Here is a 20,604-nt window from a genome sequence, read left to right on the forward strand (position 1 = left end):
CGTGCGGTTCACCCCTCATTACCTCACTCGCCGGTCACTGCCCGGTGCGCGCACGGTAGCCGTCCGGTAGCAGCGAACCGCCTCTTCCCGGTCACCCGTACCCGAGCCGGGCAACCCTGCGAGTGAGATATGTCGCCCTATGATAGCGAATCCCGCTGACCGTTATCGATCAGCCGGTCGCCGGCTGCTCCGTGGGGTTGCGCGGCCCGGGTGGTGCCGCCGCGGGCCGCACCGTCCCCAGCGATGCCAGCGCCGACGCCAGATCACTGACCTGCGAGGTCAGCTGCGCGACCCGATCCTGTGCGGCCTGCGCCTCGGCCCGCGCCGACGCGAGCCTGCGTTCCAGATCATCACGTTCCCGCGCGGCACGCTCCGCCGACTTCTCCAGATCCTGATGGGTACGCCGTAAGCCGTCGCGTTCGGCCACCACGCCCGCCAGCTCGTCCTGTGCCGCGGCCGCCTCCTGCCGGGCCGCACCGGCCTGGGACGCGGCGGTGTCACGGTCACGCTCCGACTCCTCCAGGCGGGCGGCCAGCTCACCCGTGCGGGCACGCAGCTGCTCCGCCTCACCACGGGCCCGCTGCGCACCGTCGACGGCGGCGGCCAGGTCCCGTTCCGCCGTGGTGCGCAACTCCCGGGCATCCTGCAGCGCCGTCTTCAGATCCCGCTCGGCGGTGTCGCGCTGACCGCGGACCTCCTGCAGATCCCGGCGCGCCCCACCCAGCTCCTCGGCCGCGGTGTCGCGTTCGGCCTCGGCGCGTTCGCGCAACGCCACCGCCGCGGTGGCCGCCCGGACCGCCTCGGTGCGGGCCTCCTCGGCCTCCCGCGCCCGCTTACCGGCCTCCTCGGCGGTGCGCTGCGCATCCACGGCCCGCTGCCGCGCCTCGTCACGTTCGGCGGTCGCCGCCACGGCGATCTGCTGCGCCGCCGCCATCGCCGTCACCGCCTGCTCGGCGTCACGGCGCGCGTCGTCACGTTCGGCGTGCGCGGCCGCGACCTGACGGGAGGTCTCCGCGCGTACCTCCGCGACCTGACGCTCCACACCGGCCGGCGACATCTCCGAATGCAACGCCTCGGTCAGCGTGCCGACCAGGGTGTCGAGGCGGTCCACCGCCTCCCACGTGCGCGCCACCGACCCGGCCAGCCCCGGCGACGACCGGTGCCGCATCCGCGTGTTGCGCGAGGCCCGCTGGCACTCGCCGTCGTTGTCCCGGCAGTAACGGAACGGCCGTCCGGCCGCGTTGCGCTGCGGCACGGGCCGCCCGCAATGCGCGCAGGGACGGGTGGTCTCGAGTTCGGAATCCGGTGCAGTCATAGCGCCCCCAACCCTAGAGGTCCCCCACCGGCGGCCATCGCCACCACACCGCCGGTTCCCGCAGACTGGGGACCATGGACCTGACGACGATCCGCTCGGTGCGCGACAAACTCGCCCAGGACGGTCCGCACTCGGACCGGTTCACCACGGTCAGCCTGCCCGCCGCCGACGGCGACCGGCTGCGGGACCTGCTTATCGCCGAACAGGCGGCGACCGTCGTCGAGATCGGCCTCGCCTACGGCAGCTCCGCACTGGCGATCGGGGAGGCCCTCGCCACCGCCGGCGGACCGTCGCCGCGGCACATCGTGATCGACCCGTTCCAGCACAGTGCGTACGACGACGCCGGCTGGCAGACCCTGTGCGCGGCCGGACTGGACGAGATCACCACCCTGGAGACCGCATGGTCGTCGGTGGTGCTGCCCCGGCTGCTGGCCGACGGCCTCGTCGCGGACGCCGCCTTCGTCGACGGCAGCCACCGCTTCCACGAGGTCTTCACCGACTGCTACTACCTGCGGAAGATCGTCCGCCCGGGCGGCCTGATCGTGTTCGACGACATCCAGTGGCCGTCGGTGGGCACCGCCGTGCGCTACTTCGAGGTGAACCTCGGCTGGGAACCGGTACCCGGCGCGACGGGGGAGCGGTGCCGGGCGATCCGCCTGCCGGACACACTGGACGAACCGCTGTTCGAAGACTTCCGCACGTTCTGAACCACCTACTTCAGTAGCCGACGGCCATACCTTGGTAGCTGGTGGCGGGCAGCCCCGCGGCAGCAGAGTCACGGCATGCGAATCGTGGGGTTGTTCCTGCTCGCCGCCTGGTGCGCCGAATGCGCCTGGGGCGGCTTCACCCCGGCCGGCTATCCGATGGTGCTGCTCTTCCTCGCCCCGCTCTACGGCGGGGCGGCCCTGCTGATCAGAGAAGCCGGCCGCCGTGCCGGTGCCGGCTGGCCCGGCCTGGCGCTGCTGGCCGCGGCGTTCGGGCTGGTCCAGGCCGGCCTGGTGGACCAGTCCCTGTTCGACCCGGCAGCCCTGGCCGGCACCGAGTTCGCCGACGCCGGCCGGCAGGCCACCGCCACGACGGTGCCGGCGCTGGGGTTCAGCGCCGAGCAGCTGTTCACCTTCGTGGGCGGGCACGTGTGGCTGAGCATCTGCGCCCCGATCGCCCTGGTAGAGGCGTGCGTCCACCCCGAACGGCGGCACACGCCGTGGCTGGGCCCCGCCGGGATCACGGTCACGGCGCTGGCCTACACCGCGGCCAGCCTGGTGATCTTCTCGGACTCCGGTGCTGTCGCCGGCCGCGGGCAGATCGGTTTCGTGGTCGTCGTGGCCGTCGCCCTGATCGCCGTCGCCCTGCTGCAGCCCCGCCGGTGGCGTCCGTTCGCCGGTCACCCGTCCTCGCGCCCCCGCCCGGGGCCCCGCCCCCGCCCGCGTCCCCGGCGGGGCGGCGCGGTGACGTCTCCGCCGGGGGAGGGGGTGCCGGTGCTGTGGGTGGGCGGCGTGGTGGCGGCCGGGCACCTGGCCGGCTGGTTCTTCCCGGCGTCCTGGACCGGTCTGGCGCTGCGGGTGCTCACCGTGGCCGTGGTGGTCGCGCTGATGCTGCGATGGGTGTCCTCGACGGCACACGCCCTGGCCGCCTGGAGCGCCGGTGTTCTCGTCGCCGCAGCCGGAGCCTGGCTGACGCCGCCGTACCAGGCCGCCTCACCAGCGATGATGCTGGCGGGCGACATCGTCACGACGCTGGTGGCGGTGGGTGTGGTGACGTTCGCGTTCCGGCGCCTGAGATCAAGATCCTATCTTCCTAGGACGACGTACGCGGAATTCGCTCCGTCATCAGCGACAGCTCCACCCACAAAACAAAAAGGAAGCAACGACCACCCCTAGAAAAGAACTTGGTTCGACGGTTCCGCCGCTGGTGATCCGCCGGTGGCGTGCGTCCCTCCGTAGGGGTCCTTCGGCGACGAAGTCCGTCCATGTGCACTCGACGTCGTCCGGAGTCAACCGCCCGGATGGCGGCATCGCCACTGGCACCCGACGTGTGAGGAACTGCGCCGCCTGCGATCTTCAGCTGTGGCTCGAGGGCCGTCGGCTCCGTCACGGGTGTGGTGAGTTGGGGTGTGGTGAGTTGGGGTGTCCGGCGCGGCCGTAATCACCACGTTCCCGCCAGGGGGTGGTGAGCTGGGGTGTCCGGCGCGGCCGTAATCACCCGCTTCGCCACGGGTGTGGTGACCTCGGGTGTCCGGCGCGGCTGAAGTCGCCACGCGGACGGGTTTCGCACCGTGACTGCGGAACACGTGTCTAGCCCTGTCTTTCGCACATGCCGCATAGCCGCTGGTCAGACCGCATGCAAGATCCAGCACTTCAAGTAATCAGCGCAGGTCCGACGGGGTCATGTGCGAAGTCCGGGTCTAGCTGGCCTGGCCAGCAGGTGGCAGGTGGCAGGTGTGGTGGTGGCGATCGGTTGCTGATCTTGCCGTTCGGCCTTCGGCGCCATTCTGGTCCGGGTCATCAGGTCGTCGGGGTGGCTGTAGCCGGTGCCGGGCGCTTGTAGTAGCCGGGGTCGGACGCGTGCGTGTCGGCGATGGGCCCCTGCGAAGTCGATCACCTGGCCCCGCGCTATTGCTGCTTTAACGTCGGTGAGGCAGCAGTAGCGCGGGGCCAGGTGATCGACTTCGGGAGAGTGGACGCGTTGTCGGCTGAGGTGTCGTGGGCATGCGTGCCGAGGAAGTCCGGGGTCGGGTCGCTGTCATCCGCGTGAGCGGGCGCCGGCAGGCCCGGGCCAGCTGTGCGCCTCCGACCTGATCGTCTACGACGGCCGGTGGCCGGGCACGAACGGCTGATGGCCAAGTCCCGATCCCGGCTCGCTCTCGACCACTACCTGGAGGCACTGCTGCGCAAACCCGGCGCGCTGCCGGGCGCGACCGCGTTGGAGCAGGCGCGGGCGGCAGGCAAGTTCACGCCGGTGTCGGTCACGGCCACCGCTGGAGATACCAGACAGTTTGATTACACGTCCCTGCCAGTCGGACGGCCCCGGAGGGCGTGGCGTGGCGTGGCGTGGCGCGCTGCCGTGCGGGTGCGGTGCCGGCTGGGCTGTCGTGTCCGCGATTTCGGTATCAGGGGTGCGCCGGGGGAACGGAGGTGTTGTCGGGGAGTGGGATGCTTGCCGCCATGTTCGATGACGTTGCCAAGGAGTTCCTGCACGGCCGGCTCAAGACGGTTCGTGAGGTGCTGGTCTGGAAGGTCGAGGCGCTGTCCGAGTACGACATCCGGCGGCCGCTGACCGAGACCGGCACCAACCTTCTCGGCCTGGTGAAGCACATGGCGACCTGCGAGTCCTGGTACTTCGGTCTGGTTTTCGGCCGCCCGTCTCCGGAGCCGCTGGGGCGCTGGCAGGATGCGGACGGCAGCGATCTGTGGGTGACCGCGGACGAGACCCGTGAGCAGGTCATCGACTTCTACCGTCGCGCCGCGAAGCACTCGGACGCGACGATCGGTGAGCTTCCCCTGGACACGCCGGGCGATGTGCCGTGGTGGCCTGGGGCCGAGGTCACGCTGTTCGGTGTCATGGTTCACGTTCTGCAGGAGGCCACCCGGCATGCCGGTCACGCCGACATCCTGCGGGAGCAGCTCGACGGCCGGACCGGGTTGCGGCCCGGGCTTGCGGGGGAGATCGACACGACGGCCCGGGTGGCTCACTGGGCGAGGGTCGAGCGGGCAGCGCTGGCAGCGGCCGGCGGCGAGGGGTCGGGGACGGAGGCAGGACGACACCGTGGGCCTGCCGGAAGCCACTGACGCGTGGCAGGGCCGACCGGGTCGCGTGTGATCAACGCGATCGGTGCAGCCTGCCGGCCGTCGATGGCGGCATATCCGTACGGTCCGATGATGTTGCGTAGGGCGCCAAGGCGCCCTGTCAGAGCTCGCGCCGCGAGGCGTCCCGGATCCACCTCCAGCACTTGATCCATGCTGATCGTTCCGGCGGCCTCTGCGGCGAGAACGGCGGCGCGGAAGGACGTCGCTACCTGGTCGACCAGTTTGCGTGGCCGGCCGACGGGCGTGGGGAGCCCTCGATAGGCGAATCCGATGTCACCGATCTGCCAGATCTCGCGACGGGTGCGCGAGTAGACGGTTACGGCTGCGCTCGGCCGCTCCGCTGCGATCAACTCCGTGTCAACGCGGGCCGCGAGTTCTGCGGTCATGGCTGCTACCGCCGTGTGCGGGTCGACGTCGGGTGGAAGGCGGCGTACGGCGTCGCGGCAGGCCGCCATGGCCCACCACCCGCCCGTCGCGCTCCCGTAGCGCCGGCCGCTCACATCGGTGGCGCCGTCGATGACCGCCGCGTGCTCGGCGGTCACGACGATCGCGTCTTCGCACGCTTGCGGATCTCCGTGCTTGCCCAGTACGAACTGTTCCACGATGTCCACGGATCCGATGGTCGCTCACCGAGGCGATTGAGTGCGGGGGAGTGGGGCTGAGAGTGTTTTTGCGTGCCGGCGGCGGTTCACTGCGGCCGGACGGCAGCGCCGGGGTTATCGGGTGGTCCATTCGTGGTGGAGGACGGCGTAGAGGTCGGAGTCGCGCCATCCGTCGCGGATCAGCATGTTCTCGCGCATCCGGCCTTCGTGACGCATGCCGAGTTTGGTGAGGACCCGGGCGGACCCGATGTTGCGGGGGTCGCACGTGGCGTACACGCGATGGATGTCGTGGTCCTCGAAGGCTGTGGTGATCAGTTGGCGGGCGGCGGCGGTTACGATGCCCCGGCCCCAGTGCTGCGGGCTGATGAGGTAGCCGATCTCGGCTTGACGGTCGGGGCGCAGGTGCAGGTCGGCGGTGCCGATGACCGTGTCGTCGGCGGTCACGGCGTACGCGTAACGGGTGTGGGGTCGTTGCTGCCAGGCCGCGGCGGCCTCGCGGACGTAGGTGCGGGTCTGTTCGGGGGTGTTGGGGCCCCACGGCTGGTAGCGGCACACCTCGTCGAGCCGGGCGAAGGTGTGGACCGCCGGCCAGTCGGGGAACGTCAACGGTCGCAGGCGCATGGCCGCATGATGCCGGACCGCTGTGGGGGTGGGGAAGTGTGAAGAATCGGGCCGCGTCTGTTGATTTTGTGTGAACGCTGCTGTGCCGGGTGGGGGTGAGGCGGCACGGTAGGACCCATGGACAGGGTGATCGTGGGTGTGTCGGGTTCGCCGGCGGGGTTGGCGGCGTTGCGGTTCGCGGTGGCCGAGGCGCAGCGGCGTGGGGTGGGCTTGTGGGCGGTCCGGTCGTGGCAGGTGGCGGCGGGTTCCCGGTCGCGGCCGTGGGGTGAGGTCGGGTGGGATCGGGCGTGGGAGCGGGACGCGGGGCAGCGGGTGGCGGCGGCGTTCCGGTGTGCTCTGGGTGGGGTGCCGGTGACGCCGCAGGTGGTGGTGTCGACGCCGGCCGGGGCGCCGGGTACGGCGTTGATGGATGCCGTGTCCGGGCCGGGTGATCTGTTGGTGGTGGGTGCGGGCAGTCGCTGGTGGGGTGGTGGGGTGGCGCGGTTGCTGGTGCGGCGGGCACCGTGTCCTGTGCTTGTGGTGCCGCCGCCGGCGTTGGCGCGGGTGCCGGGGCGGCGGCTGGTGCGGGAGGTCGCCGGTGAGCTGGCCCGGATGGCGCCGCGCGGTCAGGCGGGGGTGTAGGCGCGGCGGGTGATGGTGATCAGGTCGTCGAGGTGGGGTGGCGGGTTGTCGCGCCACCAGGCGAGGTGGACGTCGATGGTGGGGGTGTGGCGTAGCCGGCGGTAGGCGACGCCGGGGCGCGGGTTCTGGTTGGCGGTGGCTTCGGAGGTGATGCCGACGGCTTGGCCGGCGGCGATGAGGGTGAGCCATTCGTCGACGCCGGTGGTGGGGCGGATCGCCGGGGGTGGGCCGGGGTTCCAGAGTTCGGTGGTGGTGGTGCCGGTTCGTGTGTCGATGGCGACGACGTGGCGGCTGAGGTCGGTGACGGTCAGGGTGCGGCGGCGGGCGAGGGCGTTGTCGGTGGCGACGGCGGCGTACCGGTTCTCGGTGCCGACGAGGGTGGTGGTGAAGCGGGGGTCGTCGATGGCGCGGCGTAGTACCGCGGCGTCGGTGGTGCCTTCGCTGAGTCCGGCGGTGGGGGTGTTGACTTGGGCGAAGACGAGGGGGATGGCGGGGTGGCGGGCGGTCCAGGCGCGTTGGACGGGACGGGTGTGTTTGCCGAGGGCGGACCAGGCGTACCCGACGGTGAATTCGCGTTGGTCGGTGACGATGCGCTGCAGGTGGGTGATTTCGTCGAGGATGCGGCGGGCGATGGCGAGGACCTGGGTGCCGGTGGGGGTCGGGCTGAGCCGGCGGGTGGTGCGGTTGAGCAGGCGGGCGCCGAGGTCGGTTTCCAGGGTGGCGATGGCGCGGGAGACGGCGGCTTGGGAGGTGCCGAGGGTTGCGGCGGCGTCGGTGAAGGTGCCGGTGTCGACGACGGTGACGAGGGTGCGCAGGTGGCGCAGCTGCGGATCCATACGGTGAGCGTATAGATGTGGCGGTGTGCGTATTTCCGGCCGGGCGGGTGCGGGGCGAAGACTGGGTGTCATGAGTGGACGGGACCGGGCCGCCGGACTGGCGATCATGCTGGGGAGCGCGGCCAGTAATCAGACGGGTGCGGCGGTCGGGGCCCATGCGTTCGCGACGCTGGGCCCGGTCGGTGTGGTGGCGGTACGTCAGTGGGTGGCGGCGCTGGTGCTGTTGCCGGTGGCGCGGCCGAACCCGCTGCGGTTCGGGTGGGGGCAGTGGTGGCCGACGCTGCTGCTCGGGGTGGTGTTCGCGACGATGAACCTGGGCCTGTACACGGCGGTGGACCGGATCGGGTTGGGCCTGGCGGTGACGTTGGAGTTCCTGGGTCCGTTGGCGGTCGCGTTGGCGGGGTCGCGGACGCGCCGGGATCTGTGGTGTGCGCTGGGGGCGGCCGCCGGGGTGTACGTGCTGGTCCTGCCGTCGGGTAGCAGTGATTGGTTCGGTGTCGGGGCGGGGCTGCTCGCGGCCGGTTGCTGGGCGGCGTACATCGTGCTGAACCGGCTGGTCGGGGCGCGGCTGCCCGGTTTGCAGGCGCCGGCGGCCGCGTCGGCGGTGGCGGCGTTGTTGAGTCTGCCGGTGTTGCTGACGATGTCGTGGACCGGTGTCGGGTACGCGGTGGTCGCCGGGCTGCTGAGTTCGGTGGTGGCGTATTCGGCGGACATCATCGCGTTGCGTCGCGTGCCGACCCGCTACTTCGGGATCGTGATGAGCGTGCACCCGGTGTTCGCGGCCCTGGCCGGGCTGGTCCTTCTCGGACAGGTGCTGCACCTGCACGAGTGGGCCGGGGTGGTGATGGTGGTGGCCGTGAACGTGATCGCGGTGGCGGTAGGTTCACCGCATGAACGGCATGACGGCGATAGCGGATCTGGTGGCGCCGCACTGGACGGTGCGGCCTCTGGAGTTCGGCACGGCGAACGAGATCACCGGCGGCGTCTGGCGGGTGTCGCGCGACGACGGTCCTGCCGTACTGAAGATCGTCACGCCGCGGCGTGACGGTGCGTTGCCGCACTTGGCGGCCAGCGACGACCCGGGGCATTTCAACTACTGGCGGCGTGAGCCTCTGGCGTACGAGGCGGGCCTGCCGGAGTCCCTGTTCGCCGCGGGTGGGGTGTCGGCGCCGCGGCTGCTGTCGATGACGCCGCGGGCGGACGGGTCGGTGGCGTTGTGGTTGGAGGATGTCGACGGCGTCGCGGCCACCTCGTGGGGGCCGGCGGAACTGGGCTGGGCCGCGTACCGGATGGGGGTTGCCCAGGCCGGTTGGGTCGGCAGGCCGCCGCCGGACGTGGCCTGGCTGGCGCGGGACTTCCTCGCCGACTATCCGGCGGCGCAGCCGGTGCCCGAGGAACTGGACTGGGATCATCCGGTGGTCGTGCAGGCCTGGCCGGGGCCGCTGCGCCGGCGGCTGCGGGCGTTGTGGGAGGGCCGGGAGCGGGTTGCGGCGCTGGCACGGGCGCTGCCGCGGACGATGTGTCACCACGACGTGTGGCCGATGAACCTGATCGGCGCGGATCGGGGACCGGTGCTGCTGGACTGGGCGTTCGTGGGGCCGGGGGCGGTGGGGGAGGATGCGGCGAACCTGGCGCTCGACGCGTTCTTCGACGGGCTGATCGATATCAGTCTGCTGGAGGAGACGGTGGACGTGGTGACGGAGTCCTACGTGCGGGGTATGGACGGTGCGGTGGACGCGGACGTGGTGCGGCGGGCGATCCGGGTCACCGGGGTCGCGAAGTACTACTGGCTGGCGCCGATCATGGTGGCGCGTGTCGATGCGGCCGTGACCGGGGCCGGCTACGACAAGCGGGGCATGGCCGAGCGTCTGGCGGGGCGGGCGCCGGTGCTGTCGGTGGTCGCCGATTGGGCGGACAGGTTGTAGGGTGTCGTTCGTGACTGCCGGGTCGGCCGTGGGCCATTACCGAGTGGGGCACCCGGCCAACGGGTGATCCGCGCTCCTCCGTCGTCTCCTTCTCCCCGGGTTGGAAGAGAAGCGAAGACGACGATGAGGAGTTTCATGCAAGCTGTCATTGATGAGTTTCGGGCCAACAACGGCCGTGTCGGTGGCTGGTTCGCCGGTGCGCGGTTGTTGTTGCTGACCACCACCGGCGCGCGCAGCGGCCGCCGGCACACGGTGGTGCTGGGTTACCTTCCCGACGGTGGCGAACGTGTCCTGGTGATCGGGTCGGCGGGTGGTTCGCCGAAAGCCCCGGCCTGGTTCCACAATCTGCGGGCACACCCGGTGGTGACCGTCGAGGACGGCACCTTCACCTACGAGGCGACCGCGGTCGAGTTGACCGGGGCGCAGCGCGACGAGGCGTTCCGGCGGGCGGCCGAGGCCAATCCGGGCTGGTCGGCGTACGAGGCGGATTCGGGCCGTACGCTGCCGGTGGTGGCGCTGGTGCCGATCCCGGGACCGCCGCGGACCCGCGCGGACGGGCCCGGCGAGATGCTGAAACTGGTGCACGACGCGTTCCGGCGCGAACTGGAGATCATCCGCGCCGAGGTGGACCAGCAGGGTGCGGGCCTGGGCGCGCAGCTGCGGGTCAACTGCCTGAGCCTGTGCGCGGGGCTGCGCGGGCACCACGTCCGCGAGGACGAAGGCCTGTTCCCGTGGGTGGCGTCGCAGCATCCGGACCTGGCCGACGCGATGGCCCTGCTGCGCGATCAGCACGAGCGGATGGCCGCGCTGATCGAGGAACTGGCGGTGGTGCTGGCCGACCCCGGCCTGGATGCGGCGACACTGCGCGCCGAGGTCGACCGGCTGACCACCCAGGTGCTGGACCACCTCGACTACGAGGAGCGGGTGCTCATCCCCAGGCTGTGACGTCACGGCCGGTGCGGGCGAGTTGAACGGTGAGGTCGTCGCTGCCTGGCGGGGCGGTGACGGCCGCACCGAACGCGCCCATCGCGCGGCCCGCGTCGCCCATCAGATCGAGGAACTCGGCGACCGCGGCGAGCAGCGCCGGGTCGGCGCGGAACGGCAGACCGGTCGCCTGCGCCAGGTCCCAGCCGTGCACGACCAGGTCGGTGACGAGCATCAGCCCGACGGTACGCTGCGGCAGGCCCATCCCGGCCGACACGCCTTCGAGGGCGGCCGGTTCGGACCAGGCGGCGGTGACGTCCCAGGCCCGTTCGGTGAACTCGGCCCGCCAGTCACCGGTGAGCGCGTCCGGGGTGCTCGCCCAGTCAGCCGGGGCGCCGGTGGCGAGCAGCTGGAAGTTCGCGGTCACCTGGAACAGGTGGTTGAGCAGGTCACGGACGCGGAACTCGGCGCACGGCGTGGGCGCGTCGAGCTGGTCGTCGCGGACGGCGTTGACCAGGCCCGCGGCGGCGGGAGCCGCGATGTCGAGCAGGCCACTGATCTCGGTAGGCATGCGCTCAGGGTAGCGGCGGTCCCGTCTCGCGTTGGGTCACCGTTGCTCGGCGTTGCCTGCCTTCTGGTACGCGTCGCGGAGAGTCTCGGTACTACCTCCTGTCCCGATAGTGCCTCGCGCGTGTGCTGGGCGAGGACCCGGCTCTCCGCTCGGCGGTCATCGCCAGCCTGGCGATGCCATGGGGTGGTCAGCGGGCCAGGAAGGCCAAGGCGGTGGCGGTGAAGGCGGCATGGTGCTGGAAGATGCCGCCGTGCCCGGCGTCGGGGTAGAGGACGAGTTCGCTGTTCGGTAGCCGTTCGGCCAGGTGGACGGAGTTCGCGGTCCGGGTGAAGAACAGGTATTTCTTCGGGTCCTGGCGGGCCAGAGCACCGCGGAGCAGGGCCAGGTTCGACAGGCGGGTCACCTTGGTGATGCCGGTGCCGCCGGCCGGGCCCGTGCCGGCGAGGATCAGCTTGCGGACCAGGTGCGCTTCGCGGTGGGCGATCACCTGGGCGACCATGCCGCCGAGGGAGAGGCCCAGCAGGTCCACCTGCACCTGCCATCCGGAGACCCTCGTCAGTCAGTGGCGAGCAGGGCGGCGATGGCTCGCGCTCCCTCGGCGAGCACCGTCTCGGAGTCCTGCGCGTCGTCGATCGCCCGGGCGAGCTGCAGCGCCCCGACGAGGATGGCGATGCATCCCAGAGCCTGGCGCCGCCCTGCCGCGGGGGTGCCCGGCGCCATCAGCGTGGCCAGGTCGTCGGCCACGCCGAGGATGCCGCCACTGTAGGCCCGGCGGATCTCCGGCGAGCTGCGGGCCACTTCGTCGAGCAGGGCTCCGGACGGGCAGCCGCCTTCGGCGTCGTCGCGGTGCTCAGGTGAGAGATACGCCCGCACGAAACGCATGAACCCGTCTGGCTCGTCCGCGAGCCGCCGCAACAGCGCCTGCTGGTCCTTGAGCTGATCGGTGATGGTCGCGGCGACCAGAGCATCCTTGGACGCGAAGTGTGCGTAGAAGGCGCCGTTGGTCAACCCGGCGTCGGCCATCAACGTCGTCACGCCGGAGCCGTCGAGGCCGTCCTTCTTCAGCCGCCGGCCGGCGACCTTCACGATGCGCTGCCGCGTCGCTTCCTTGTGCTCCTTGCCGTAGCGCGCCACGGTTCCTCCCTTGCCCGACGGGTGCTTCGCATCATGTTCCGGCCCATTTAAATTATGACCATACTACAATTGACCGAGCCGGGAACACGGAGTACCGGCCACCCGGCGCCGACACCCACCAGGAGAACGCCATGAAGGCCTACGTCATCGACCGGTACCAGAGCCGGCAGGACGTCCGGCTCGCCGAAATGCCCCAGCCCACCGCCGCCGCCGGCGAGGTCCTGGTCCGCATCCACGCGGCCGGCGTCAACCAGCTCGACACCAAGATCGCGCAAGGGGAGTTCAAGCTCATCCTGCCCTACCGGCTGCCCCTGGTTCTGGGCAACGACCTCGCTGGTGTCGTCGTCCGGGTCGGCGCCGGAGTCCACGCCTTCGCGCCCGGCGACGAGGTCTACGCCCGCCCCGACAAGAACCGGATCGGCACCTTCGCCGAGTTCCTCACCGTGAGCCAGGACGACCTCGCACGCAAACCGGCGAACCTCACCATGACCGAAGCCGCCTCGCTGCCCCTGGTCGCCCTGACCGCCTGGCAGGCCCTGGTCGAACGCGCCGACCTGCGCCCCGGCCAGAAAGTCCTCGTCCAGGCCGGCTCCGGCGGGGTCGGCACCATCGCCATCCAGCTCGCCAAACACCTCGGCGCCACCGTGGCCACCACCGCGAGCGCCAAGAATGCCGACTTCCTCAAGGACCTGGGCGCCGACATCGTCATCGACTACCGCACCCAGGACTTCGCCACGGTGCTGGAGGGCTACGACGTCGTCCTGGACAGTCAAGGCCCCGCGAGCGTCGCCAAGTCGATGAGCATCCTCAAGCCCGGCGGCAAGGTCATCGGCATCGCCGGACCCCCCGACCCCGACTTCGCCCGCGAGATCGGCGGCAACCCCATCCTCAAGATCGCCACCCGCCTGCTCAGCCTGCAGACCAGGCGCAGAGCCGCACGGCTCGGGGTCGACTACTCGTTCCTGTTCATGCGAGCCAGCGGCAAACAACTCAGTGAGATCACCACCCTCGTGGAGAACGGAAACATCCGCCCCGTCGTCGACCGTGTCTTCCCCTTCTCCGCCACACCGCAAGCTCTCAACCACATCGCCCAGGGCGCGACCAAGGGCAAGATCGTCATCTCGATGATCTGACCGCCGCCCGGCACTCGCACGGCGCCGACGGGACCGCCAGGCCTCACACGCCGTTCCAGCAGGTCGGGCAGTCCCTTCACCGCGATCAGCACGGCGGCGGCATCGGCGGCCGCCCCCGAACTCGATCGTCTCGGCCGGCAGTCGTACGCACAGCGCTGCCTGCCACTCATGCTCCGGATCCAACCCGGGCAGCGCCACCGCCGCACGCGGCACCACGTCCTCAATCAAGTCCCCGATCCGCCAGCGATGCTCGAGCCGGAATCCGCGCGCCGCAGGCCCTCCGACCAGCCGTACCGCCAGTCCCGCAAGATCGTCAGTCCAGGGCCGGATAGTCCGGAAGGCCGATCGGGGCCGGCGCGCGGTCCGCGAGGCGGCGGAACGCGCGGGTGGCGGCGAGCCGGTGCAGGCCGTGCAGCATGGTGAGGCCGCGGCGCGTCCTCGGTAACGCGACCGCCGGCACGCCCGGCGGCAGCCGCTGCGTCTTCGTCACGTAGGAGAGCAGCAACGTCTCGTATGCCCGCAGCGCGGCGGGCGGGTCGTGCGGCGCCCTGGCCAGTTCGCCGGCCAGGACGTGCGCGCCGAGCAGTGCCAACGTGGTACCCATGCCGGTCGGCCCGCCCCAGGCGGCGTCGCCGACGACCGCGACCCGGCCGTGTGACCAGCGCGGCACGAAGACCTGTTCGGCGCGTTCGAAGTAGAACTCCCGCGGCCGGGCGGCGAAACCGTCCAGGATGCGCGGCACCTTCCAGCCCACACCGGCGAACCGTTCTCGCAGGACGCGCAGCTGAGTGGCGGTGTCGAGGCGGTTCAGGCCCATCGGCGGGGCGAGGAATCCCAGCGCCGCCCGGGCGGTGCCGACGTTGTCGGGGCGCAGCGACGCGATCCGCCCGTCGGTCGCGGTCATCCAGTGCCACCAGCCGTCGTCGTCGGCGGCGCGGTCGACGGTGCCGTAGGCGACGTACTCGCCGAGGTCGCGGTAGGTGACCTCGGCGCCGAAGACCAGGTCCCGGGTCGACGAGCGCCGGCCCTCGGCGATGACCAGCATGTCGTAGCGCTCCTCGCGGCCGGTCTCGGTGACCACGCCGACGCCGCGTTCGTCCTGGGTGAGGTGGACCAGGCGGTCGCCGTAGCGGTGCTCGACCTTGCCGGCGGTCGCCTCCAGCAGCAGCCGGGACAGCTCGCCGCGCAGGATCTCCAGCTCGGCGGTGGGCCCGTCCGGACGCCCGTGCACCGGGATGCTGGCGTAGACACTGCCGTCCGGCCGCAGGAAGCGCGTCCCGGTCTCGCCGGTGACCGCCGCGGCCACGCGCTCGTACATTCCGGTCCGGCGCAGCACGTCGCGGCCGGCGCCGCGGATGTCGACGTTCTGGCCGGCGCCGCGGGGCTCGGGCGCGCGTTCCAGCAGCGTCGGGGTGAAACCGGCCCGGTGAAGCTGCCATGCCACGGCCGGGCCCGCGATACTGCCGCCGGTGACCAGGACTCTCATGCCATACCCCTATACCTTCACAGTGAAGTGTTACCAGCGATGAAGGTACTTCATTGTCGAGTAAAGTGCATCTCGTGCTCCCCGGGACCGATCTGCTCCAGCTGCTGCGCCGCTACACCGACGCGCACCTGGAGATGACCCGCCACCTGGCGCGAGAGCTCGGGGTGCACGCCACGGACGCGGTCGCGGTCGCGGAGATCCTGTGGGCCTCGTCCGCCGGGGAACCGCTGTCGCCGGCGGCGCTCGCCGAGCGTGTGGGCCTGACCTCCGGCGCCACGGCGAACCTTTTGAACCGCCTCGAAGCCGCCGGCCACATCGTCCGCAGCCGGGAGGACGCCGACCGGCGTGTGGTGCGGCTTCGCCTGACACCGCAGGCACACACCACCACGACCACGTTCTTCACGCCGAGCGCCGAACGTCTCGACGCGGCACTGCGCCGATACGACGACGCGGAACTGGAGCAGATGGAACGGCTGCTCACCGACGTGGTCGGCGCGCTCGCCGACCACAACGCGCGGCTGCGGGCCGGCGGTTAGCGTCCCCGTTTGGTGACGGTCGATGCTCAGGTGGTGGGTTCATGGCTACACAGGACGTGTTCTCGGCGGAGGACCTGGCGCGGCTTCGGGGTTCCCGGAGATCAACCGGGCGGAGTTGATCCGGTACTTCACGTCGACCGGCAACGACAAGTAACGCTGACGAAGAGCCTGATGTGATCGAGCATGCCCACTCCTCGGCCACGACGCCGGTTCGTCCAGGAACAGGTCGGCCACGAACCGGCGTCCGCAAGACCGCCACCGGCGACCTTCCCGCGCTACCTGTCGGGGTACTCCCCGAAGTGCAGAGCTGAGTACGGCTGATCTTGCATAGCTGGCCTGGCTCACGCGCCGTTCGTGGTCGTGAATCATGCTTGGCGTGACAACTGCGGATCTTCATGAACGGCCATCGGATGACCTGATCAAGGTCTGGTTCAAGTTTGTGCCGCGCGAGGGCTGGCTGCCGTATGACACCGAAGGTCTGTGGGTAACTCAGCTGGGCGAGGACACGGCCCGGGTGGAAAACGTGGCGTTCCTGCAGGACGGCATCGCACAAGGTGACGTTGTCCGGTTCCAGATGAACCAAGACGGTATGCGCTGGGCGACGGGCCGGGTGGAGGCATCGGGGCCCGCATCGGGGCACTGCGTCATCCGGGTTCTGCCGGTGCCGTCCGGGCCGTTGGGTCGGAGCGCGTCGGCTGTCCACGCTGCGTTCGCGCGTGTCGGCTTGGGCGGTGAAGTATTCAGCGCTGAGTTGCCGCTCGTGGCTTTCGACGTTTCTGCCGATGCCGACTTCGGTGAGATCCAGCAGGTTCTTGCGGTTGGCAAGTCGCAGGGTTGGTGGCACTTCGAGGTGGGTTGCGGGACCGACCGTTGGTGGAACTCAGCAGGGTCCTGACGAGGGCTTGGGGCCGTCGTCCGTGTTCTGCAGGCGTAGGCGGCTAAGGGCGAGCATGTCGATGAGCCAACCGGGCCCGCCGGTGATGCCGTGGGCGTGCAAGACGTCGTCTACTTCGCGGTGAACTGGCGGGCCCGGTTGTGCCAGGAAGTCCTCGCAGATCTCGAGCAGCAACGGCACCAGGTCGTTGGGCTCGGTCTCGCCGGTGTTCATGAACGAGCCTCAGGCAACGTTCTCGATCGCGGTACCGGATCCTTGAAGAAGCGATGTTCGGCCTCGCCACCAAACCGCACTTCGCCACGCCAAGGCCGTCTGGCCGCAGCAGGTGGCTGGCACCGCCGCTGAAAGGATGGAGCAGTGACGACAGAGACTGAGTTCGTTCAAGCCTTCGTCGACCGGTTTCCGGTCCTTCGGCCAGACTACGACGATCATGTCGAGGACATGGGTGAGCTCCTGCCGCACGTCATTTTCGGGGTCGGAGAAGGCTTCACCGACCGAATCGTCGACGCCTATCTGGGGGACGATGACCCTCTCGACTGGAGAAGCGTGCTGATGTTCTTCGAAGAGCATTTCGACCGCGGCGATCGTGGCATCGACGAAGTGCTGGTAACGAGCTTCCTGGACAGGTTGCCTTGGTCGAATCAGCCTGGATACGACCTGGTGGACCAACTACCCGAACAACTCCGCACCCGATTCGACCTGCTACGGCCGACAGCCGGGGCAACTCGCGACAGTTGAATAACGCGCTCTCACCAGTTTCAACAGCCGCGACGTCGGGACGCATCCGTCCGGGTTGCGCGTGACTGTCGCGCGAGCCGCACGGCCTTGCCAGTCTCCTGCAGCGACGCCTCCTGTCATTCACGGAGAGTAGCGATCAATTTGATGTTGAGGCGCTTCCAAAGCGAATCCGCGACAGTTGAATAGGCGGTCTCACCAGTAGGGCGGGCCTCTCGACAAAATCCTCGAACGGCTCGTCGCCTTCCCCACTCGACAGGGACGACACCGCGCCGGATCGGAACACCTGCCCCTACCGCTGGCAGCCAGCCTCGTCGAGCACCACTGACCGGCGCAGACACGTTATCTGCCCGGACATCCGCGCTCAGCAGCCCCTCCGCACCGCCTGAGGACCAGGTCGGTGACCGGGGTCCGGCAACTGCCTGATCCCGAAGGCGTAGAGCACCTCCGCGGTCAGCAACCGCTCCTCGTCGGCGGCCAGCCGCTCAGCCAGCACAGCGGCGAACTCCTGCTCGAAAGCGTGTGCCGGCCCCGGCCCGAGGGTGGCGAACGCGGCCCGGTGCACGCCCCGGGTGTGCGCGTGCCAGGCCTTCGCCGCGTCGGCGCGACTGAACCGGACCGTCCCGCCGATCACCTCACCCGGCACGAACCCCGCGTCGGCCAGCACGCGGCGGCACTGCTGCGGTGTGCCCAGCGGCGCCACCGGATCGTCGAGGACCAGACCGTGGGCGGCGGCCAGCCCACGGAACAGGCCCGCGATCCTCGGGAACCCGGCCCGCATGGTGGAGAACCCGACGGTGCCGCCCGGTCGCAGCAGCCGCCACCACTCGGCCAGCGCCGCCGCAACCGGCAGGTAGAGCATGCCCGCCGAGCACAGCACCAGGTCGAACGACCGGTCGGGAAGGTGCGGCAGCCGGGAGGCGTCGGCCCGGATCAGCTCGACGGGTGCCGCACCGGCCTCCGGGGGATGCCGGCGGGCCCGGTGCAGCATGCCGTCGGAGATGTCGACGCCCGTGACGTGCCCGGAGGGGCCGGCCGCCAATGCCGCGGCCCGGGCCGCCATGCCCGTCCCGGTGGCGGCGTCCAGCACTCGGGAACCCGCGCCGGGACGGGCCAGCTCGACGAGCCGTCGCGCATATCGCACATGCCACACGTCGTCGTCATAGCCCGCCGCGCGTTCGTCGAACCCCGCCGCGATACTGCCCGACGTCTCCATCGCCGCCTCCCACCGTCAACGCCACCGACCCGGCGTCCCCTGCGGAACGAGTCTCGACCCTGCCCCAGGGGACGAGTCAAGCCACGGCCGCGGGCAGCACGCGCCGCGAGTCGTGCCCGGTGTCGTCAGCGCTCGCCGACGGGGTCGGCGAGCGCTGACGGCGGACAGTGAGAAGAGGAGAGTCAGGCCCGAGAAGGATCAGTGATCATCAGCGGGTCGTCCGGGATCTCGGTCAGCCCGTCCCGTTCCGCCTCGGTCACCCCGACCAGCTGCAGGAACGCGACCCGCCCGTTGGGCGTGCGCAGTTCCGTCAGTTCCGGATCGTCGGCGAGCACGAACACGCACAGCCCGGTCTCCGGGCCACCCGACTCCGGGAACCCGGTGATCGGGCCGCGCATGTCGATCCACTGTCCGGCTTCCAACAGCATGCCCTGGCTGTTGATGTAGGTGGCGATCTGGTGCAGCATGCTCACCGGCCAGCCCGGCGGCACGTGTTCGTCGTCGGCCCGGACCAGGCGGAACGTCAGCTCGAATCCCCAGCCGGAGAATTCCGGGTCGTCGTCGGGACTCTTGCCCCAGAGTTCGGTCAGCCCGAATGTCACGTAATGCCAGTGCCCGGCGGCCTCGTACGCGGAACAGCCCTGCAGATTGCGGCCGAACTCCGACGGCGGGTAGGCGGCGAACCGGGGCTCGGCGCCGGGGTAGAGGCGGGCCAGCGCTGCGGTGATGGCATCCCAGCCGGGCGCCGCACCGTGATGGTCATCGTTGGTCACGCCGAATTTGATCATGACCGGGGCGTGCCCGACAAACCGGCATCCACCAGGCGGAAGATCAACAGACGGTGAGAGCCGCCCGCGCGGTGATCGAGGCAGGTGGATGTCGTGCCCGGGTGCTAGGTTGCCCGCATGGTCCACACACCGATGCGGACGGTGCGATGAGCGGCCTGCGCCTGATCGCTGCCGCTCCCACCCCGGGGCTGCGTCGCGCCCGTTTCGGAGGCGACGAGGACCTCGACGAGGGAGGCCTGCGCGCGTCGCTTGCGCTCTCTTCTCTTGTACGCTCCGCCAAAAGCTGGACCACCAGCCCGTCTCGCGCGTCCCGCCAGACGACCCGGGCACTCGGCGGCGACACGGCGATCACGTCCGCCCACGTCGAAACGGCCCTCGCCGATCCCGTCTTCGGCACCTGGACCGGCCGCACCCTCGACCAGATCGACCCCGCCGTCCTGCGCACCTGGCTGTCCGACCCGGACTTCCGCGACCACGGCGGCGAGTCCCTGGCCCAGGCCGGAGCCCGCGCCGCCACCTGGCTGTCCACCATGACCGAGGCCCCGCCCACGACGACCGCCCCGGCCGGGGCCACGCGGACCGGGGGAGACGGCATCGTGGTCGCGCACCCGCTGATCATCCGCGCACTGCTGACCGCGGCGCTCGGGCTGCCACCCGCCGGCTACCAGATCCTCGACGTGGCACCCCTGTCGATCACCCGGCTCACCCACCGGTCCGGGCGTTGGCGGCTGCACTTCCCGACACCCGTACCATCTCCATGGTGACCGTGACCCAGGTGCTCGACCGGGAGTCCCAGGCCCTCACCGCAGCCCTGCGGTCCCTGCCCGCCGGCGCCTGGGACCGCCCCACCCGCTGCACCCCCTGGCGGGTCCGCGACCTGGCCGGGCACATCATCGCCGTCGTCAGCCGGGTGCCCGGCATGATCGCCGGCCCGGCACCGGAGCGGGCGGACACCGACGCGGCGCGCTACTACCGCGGTGACGAGCGGTTCAGTGACAGCGCCAACGAGGACCGCATCGCCCTCGGCCGCACGATCGGCGGCGCCACCCCGGACGAGCTGATCACCGAGCTGGAGAAGACCTGCCGGCAGGCCCTCGACGACGCCCGCACACAACCGCCCGGGCGGATCGTGGTGACCCGGCACGGCGACGCGATGCTGCTCGACGAGTTCCTGACCACGCGCGTGCTGGAGATCGCCGTCCACGGCCTCGACATCGCCGACGCGATCCCGGTCCCCGCATGGCTCACCCCGGCCGCCGCCGCACACCTGCAGCGACTGTTCCCCGCAACGGCCGGCGCCCCGGACCCGGCGGCCGCCCTGCGCGCGGCGACCGGCCGCGCTCTCACCACCGGCACGTCCGGCCTGACCTTCGGTTGACCTTCCCGTTGCGAGGCCGTCCGCGCCGCCCCTACCAGAGCATCGCACCCCACGCCCGGCCCCGGTAGACGATCATGTAACC

Annotated in this window: 24 protein-coding genes; 13 read left to right on the forward strand and 11 right to left on the reverse strand. The window is 70.7% G+C overall.

Going from position 1 to position 20,604, the window contains the following annotated elements; genetic code table 11:
* Window positions 1-169: 169 nt before the first annotated feature.
* Window positions 170-1,315 carry a coiled-coil domain-containing protein gene (locus QSK32_RS16295; RefSeq protein ID WP_285472392.1) on the reverse strand — a complete coding sequence of 382 codons (1,146 nt, stop codon included), beginning with the start codon at window positions 1,313-1,315 and terminating at the stop codon, window positions 170-172.
* Window positions 1,316-1,389: 74 nt separating this feature from the next.
* Between QSK32_RS16295 and QSK32_RS16300 the strand changes: the two genes are divergently transcribed.
* The 3 genes from QSK32_RS16300 to QSK32_RS16310 all read left to right on the forward strand — a co-directional run bounded on the left by QSK32_RS16300 (window position 1,390) and on the right by QSK32_RS16310 (window position 5,103).
* Complete coding sequence (locus QSK32_RS16300) at window positions 1,390-2,022, forward strand: class I SAM-dependent methyltransferase (RefSeq protein ID WP_285472393.1); 633 nt, start codon at window positions 1,390-1,392, stop codon at window positions 2,020-2,022.
* 75 nt (window positions 2,023-2,097) lie between these two features.
* Window positions 2,098-3,195 (forward strand): hypothetical protein, encoded by a 1,098-nt coding sequence (locus QSK32_RS16305; protein WP_285472394.1) that lies wholly within the window; start codon window positions 2,098-2,100, stop codon window positions 3,193-3,195.
* Window positions 3,196-4,479: 1,284 nt separating this feature from the next.
* On the forward strand, window positions 4,480-5,103 hold the full coding sequence (locus tag QSK32_RS16310; protein ID WP_285472395.1) for a DinB family protein: 624 nt from the start codon (window positions 4,480-4,482) through the stop codon (window positions 5,101-5,103).
* Here the strand turns inward: QSK32_RS16310 and QSK32_RS16315 are convergent.
* Window positions 5,004-5,732 (reverse strand): hypothetical protein, encoded by a 729-nt coding sequence (locus tag QSK32_RS16315; protein ID WP_285472396.1) that lies wholly within the window; start codon window positions 5,730-5,732, stop codon window positions 5,004-5,006. The genes QSK32_RS16310 and QSK32_RS16315 overlap by 100 nt on opposite strands.
* Before the next feature lie 105 nt (window positions 5,733-5,837).
* Entirely contained in the window at window positions 5,838-6,344 is a 507-nt protein-coding gene (locus tag QSK32_RS16320) for a GNAT family N-acetyltransferase (protein ID WP_285472397.1), read from the reverse strand.
* A 117-nt stretch (window positions 6,345-6,461) separates the two neighbouring features.
* Between QSK32_RS16320 and QSK32_RS16325 the strand changes: the two genes are divergently transcribed.
* Window positions 6,462-6,965, forward strand: a complete 504-nt coding sequence (locus QSK32_RS16325; RefSeq protein WP_285472398.1) for a universal stress protein — start codon at window positions 6,462-6,464, stop codon at window positions 6,963-6,965.
* Here QSK32_RS16325 and QSK32_RS16330 read toward each other — a convergent pair.
* On the reverse strand, window positions 6,950-7,801 hold the full coding sequence (locus QSK32_RS16330; protein ID WP_285472399.1) for a LysR family transcriptional regulator: 852 nt from the start codon (window positions 7,799-7,801) through the stop codon (window positions 6,950-6,952). The genes QSK32_RS16325 and QSK32_RS16330 overlap by 16 nt on opposite strands.
* A gap of 70 nt (window positions 7,802-7,871) precedes the next feature.
* On the opposite strand from QSK32_RS16330, the gene QSK32_RS16335 reads away from it, so the two are divergent.
* The 3 genes from QSK32_RS16335 to QSK32_RS16345 all read left to right on the forward strand — a co-directional run bounded on the left by QSK32_RS16335 (window position 7,872) and on the right by QSK32_RS16345 (window position 10,671).
* Entirely contained in the window at window positions 7,872-8,846 is a 975-nt protein-coding gene (locus QSK32_RS16335) for an EamA family transporter (RefSeq protein WP_285472400.1), read from the forward strand.
* Window positions 8,794-9,726 carry an aminoglycoside phosphotransferase family protein gene (locus QSK32_RS16340; RefSeq protein ID WP_285472571.1) on the forward strand — a complete coding sequence of 311 codons (933 nt, stop codon included), beginning with the start codon at window positions 8,794-8,796 and terminating at the stop codon, window positions 9,724-9,726. Before QSK32_RS16335 ends, QSK32_RS16340 begins: the two co-directional genes overlap by 53 nt.
* A 135-nt stretch (window positions 9,727-9,861) precedes the next feature.
* The gene (locus QSK32_RS16345) at window positions 9,862-10,671 is read left to right on the forward strand and encodes a nitroreductase/quinone reductase family protein (RefSeq protein WP_245674381.1); all 810 of its coding nucleotides are present in this window, start codon (window positions 9,862-9,864) and stop codon (window positions 10,669-10,671) included.
* Here the strand turns inward: QSK32_RS16345 and QSK32_RS16350 are convergent.
* The 3 genes from QSK32_RS16350 to QSK32_RS16360 form a co-directional block, all read right to left on the reverse strand.
* Entirely contained in the window at window positions 10,655-11,221 is a 567-nt protein-coding gene (locus QSK32_RS16350; RefSeq protein ID WP_045748390.1) for a TIGR03086 family metal-binding protein, read from the reverse strand. The two genes, QSK32_RS16345 and QSK32_RS16350, sit on opposite strands and share 17 nt — an antisense overlap.
* A 187-nt stretch (window positions 11,222-11,408) precedes the next feature.
* Entirely contained in the window at window positions 11,409-11,756 is a 348-nt protein-coding gene (locus QSK32_RS16355) for an alpha/beta fold hydrolase (protein WP_052721300.1), read from the reverse strand.
* Between the two features lie 20 nt (window positions 11,757-11,776).
* Window positions 11,777-12,355: a TetR/AcrR family transcriptional regulator gene (locus QSK32_RS16360; protein WP_045748389.1), complete on the reverse strand. Its 579-nt coding sequence runs from the start codon at window positions 12,353-12,355 to the stop codon at window positions 11,777-11,779.
* Between the two features lie 131 nt (window positions 12,356-12,486).
* On the opposite strand from QSK32_RS16360, the gene QSK32_RS16365 reads away from it, so the two are divergent.
* Window positions 12,487-13,488, forward strand: coding sequence for an NADP-dependent oxidoreductase (locus QSK32_RS16365; RefSeq protein WP_285472401.1), 1,002 nt, complete (start codon window positions 12,487-12,489; stop codon window positions 13,486-13,488).
* A gap of 313 nt (window positions 13,489-13,801) precedes the next feature.
* Here the strand turns inward: QSK32_RS16365 and QSK32_RS16370 are convergent, their stop codons facing one another.
* The gene (locus tag QSK32_RS16370) at window positions 13,802-14,974 is read right to left on the reverse strand and encodes an FAD-dependent monooxygenase (protein WP_285472402.1); all 1,173 of its coding nucleotides are present in this window, start codon (window positions 14,972-14,974) and stop codon (window positions 13,802-13,804) included.
* A 74-nt stretch (window positions 14,975-15,048) separates the two neighbouring features.
* Here QSK32_RS16370 and QSK32_RS16375 point away from each other — a divergent pair, with 74 nt between their 5' ends.
* Both QSK32_RS16375 and QSK32_RS16380 read left to right on the forward strand, forming a co-directional pair.
* On the forward strand, window positions 15,049-15,510 hold the full coding sequence (locus QSK32_RS16375; protein ID WP_211275649.1) for a MarR family winged helix-turn-helix transcriptional regulator: 462 nt from the start codon (window positions 15,049-15,051) through the stop codon (window positions 15,508-15,510).
* 367 nt (window positions 15,511-15,877) lie between these two features.
* Complete coding sequence (locus QSK32_RS16380) at window positions 15,878-16,405, forward strand: DUF4265 domain-containing protein (protein WP_285472403.1); 528 nt, start codon at window positions 15,878-15,880, stop codon at window positions 16,403-16,405.
* Here QSK32_RS16380 and QSK32_RS16385 read toward each other — a convergent pair.
* Window positions 16,391-16,618 (reverse strand): hypothetical protein, encoded by a 228-nt coding sequence (locus tag QSK32_RS16385; RefSeq protein WP_045747958.1) that lies wholly within the window; start codon window positions 16,616-16,618, stop codon window positions 16,391-16,393. The genes QSK32_RS16380 and QSK32_RS16385 overlap by 15 nt on opposite strands.
* A 144-nt stretch (window positions 16,619-16,762) precedes the next feature.
* Between QSK32_RS16385 and QSK32_RS16390 the strand changes: the two genes are divergently transcribed.
* Window positions 16,763-17,143: a DUF7674 family protein gene (locus QSK32_RS16390; RefSeq protein ID WP_045747959.1), complete on the forward strand. Its 381-nt coding sequence runs from the start codon at window positions 16,763-16,765 to the stop codon at window positions 17,141-17,143.
* A 361-nt stretch (window positions 17,144-17,504) separates the two neighbouring features.
* Here QSK32_RS16390 and QSK32_RS16395 read toward each other — a convergent pair whose 3' ends face one another.
* Window positions 17,505-18,356: a class I SAM-dependent methyltransferase gene (locus QSK32_RS16395; protein ID WP_285472404.1), complete on the reverse strand. Its 852-nt coding sequence runs from the start codon at window positions 18,354-18,356 to the stop codon at window positions 17,505-17,507.
* 182 nt (window positions 18,357-18,538) lie between these two features.
* On the reverse strand, window positions 18,539-19,129 hold the full coding sequence (locus tag QSK32_RS16400; protein WP_211275621.1) for a suppressor of fused domain protein: 591 nt from the start codon (window positions 19,127-19,129) through the stop codon (window positions 18,539-18,541).
* A gap of 161 nt (window positions 19,130-19,290) precedes the next feature.
* Between QSK32_RS16400 and QSK32_RS16405 the strand changes: the two genes are divergently transcribed.
* Both QSK32_RS16405 and QSK32_RS16410 read left to right on the forward strand, forming a co-directional pair.
* On the forward strand, window positions 19,291-19,908 hold the full coding sequence (locus QSK32_RS16405) for a histidine phosphatase family protein (RefSeq protein ID WP_285472405.1): 618 nt from the start codon (window positions 19,291-19,293) through the stop codon (window positions 19,906-19,908).
* Entirely contained in the window at window positions 19,905-20,522 is a 618-nt protein-coding gene (locus tag QSK32_RS16410; RefSeq protein WP_285472406.1) for a maleylpyruvate isomerase family mycothiol-dependent enzyme, read from the forward strand. Before QSK32_RS16405 ends, QSK32_RS16410 begins: the two co-directional genes overlap by 4 nt.
* The last annotated feature ends 82 nt before the right edge of the window (window positions 20,523-20,604 follow it).

Source organism: Actinoplanes sp. NBRC 101535 (assembly GCF_030269225.1).
Lineage (GTDB): Bacteria > Actinomycetota > Actinomycetes > Mycobacteriales > Micromonosporaceae > Actinoplanes > Actinoplanes rectilineatus.

Coding starts and splice junctions, on each gene's coding strand:
- QSK32_RS16385 (WP_045747958.1), bottom strand. CDS start 16,618: ATGAACACCGGCGAGACCGAGCCCAACGACCTGGTGCCGTTGCTGCTC.
- QSK32_RS16335 (WP_285472400.1), top strand. CDS start 7,872: ATGAGTGGACGGGACCGGGCCGCCGGACTGGCGATCATGCTGGGGAGC.
- QSK32_RS16320 (WP_285472397.1), bottom strand. CDS start 6,344: ATGCGCCTGCGACCGTTGACGTTCCCCGACTGGCCGGCGGTCCACACC.
- QSK32_RS16325 (WP_285472398.1), top strand. CDS start 6,462: ATGGACAGGGTGATCGTGGGTGTGTCGGGTTCGCCGGCGGGGTTGGCG.
- QSK32_RS16395 (WP_285472404.1), bottom strand. CDS start 18,356: ATGGAGACGTCGGGCAGTATCGCGGCGGGGTTCGACGAACGCGCGGCG.
- QSK32_RS16330 (WP_285472399.1), bottom strand. CDS start 7,801: ATGGATCCGCAGCTGCGCCACCTGCGCACCCTCGTCACCGTCGTCGAC.
- QSK32_RS16295 (WP_285472392.1), bottom strand. CDS start 1,315: ATGACTGCACCGGATTCCGAACTCGAGACCACCCGTCCCTGCGCGCAT.
- QSK32_RS16345 (WP_245674381.1), top strand. CDS start 9,862: ATGCAAGCTGTCATTGATGAGTTTCGGGCCAACAACGGCCGTGTCGGT.
- QSK32_RS16405 (WP_285472405.1), top strand. CDS start 19,291: ATGAGCGGCCTGCGCCTGATCGCTGCCGCTCCCACCCCGGGGCTGCGT.
- QSK32_RS16305 (WP_285472394.1), top strand. CDS start 2,098: ATGCGAATCGTGGGGTTGTTCCTGCTCGCCGCCTGGTGCGCCGAATGC.
- QSK32_RS16310 (WP_285472395.1), top strand. CDS start 4,480: ATGTTCGATGACGTTGCCAAGGAGTTCCTGCACGGCCGGCTCAAGACG.
- QSK32_RS16350 (WP_045748390.1), bottom strand. CDS start 11,221: ATGCCTACCGAGATCAGTGGCCTGCTCGACATCGCGGCTCCCGCCGCC.
- QSK32_RS16370 (WP_285472402.1), bottom strand. CDS start 14,974: ATGAGAGTCCTGGTCACCGGCGGCAGTATCGCGGGCCCGGCCGTGGCA.
- QSK32_RS16300 (WP_285472393.1), top strand. CDS start 1,390: ATGGACCTGACGACGATCCGCTCGGTGCGCGACAAACTCGCCCAGGAC.
- QSK32_RS16380 (WP_285472403.1), top strand. CDS start 15,878: ATGCTTGGCGTGACAACTGCGGATCTTCATGAACGGCCATCGGATGAC.
- QSK32_RS16365 (WP_285472401.1), top strand. CDS start 12,487: ATGAAGGCCTACGTCATCGACCGGTACCAGAGCCGGCAGGACGTCCGG.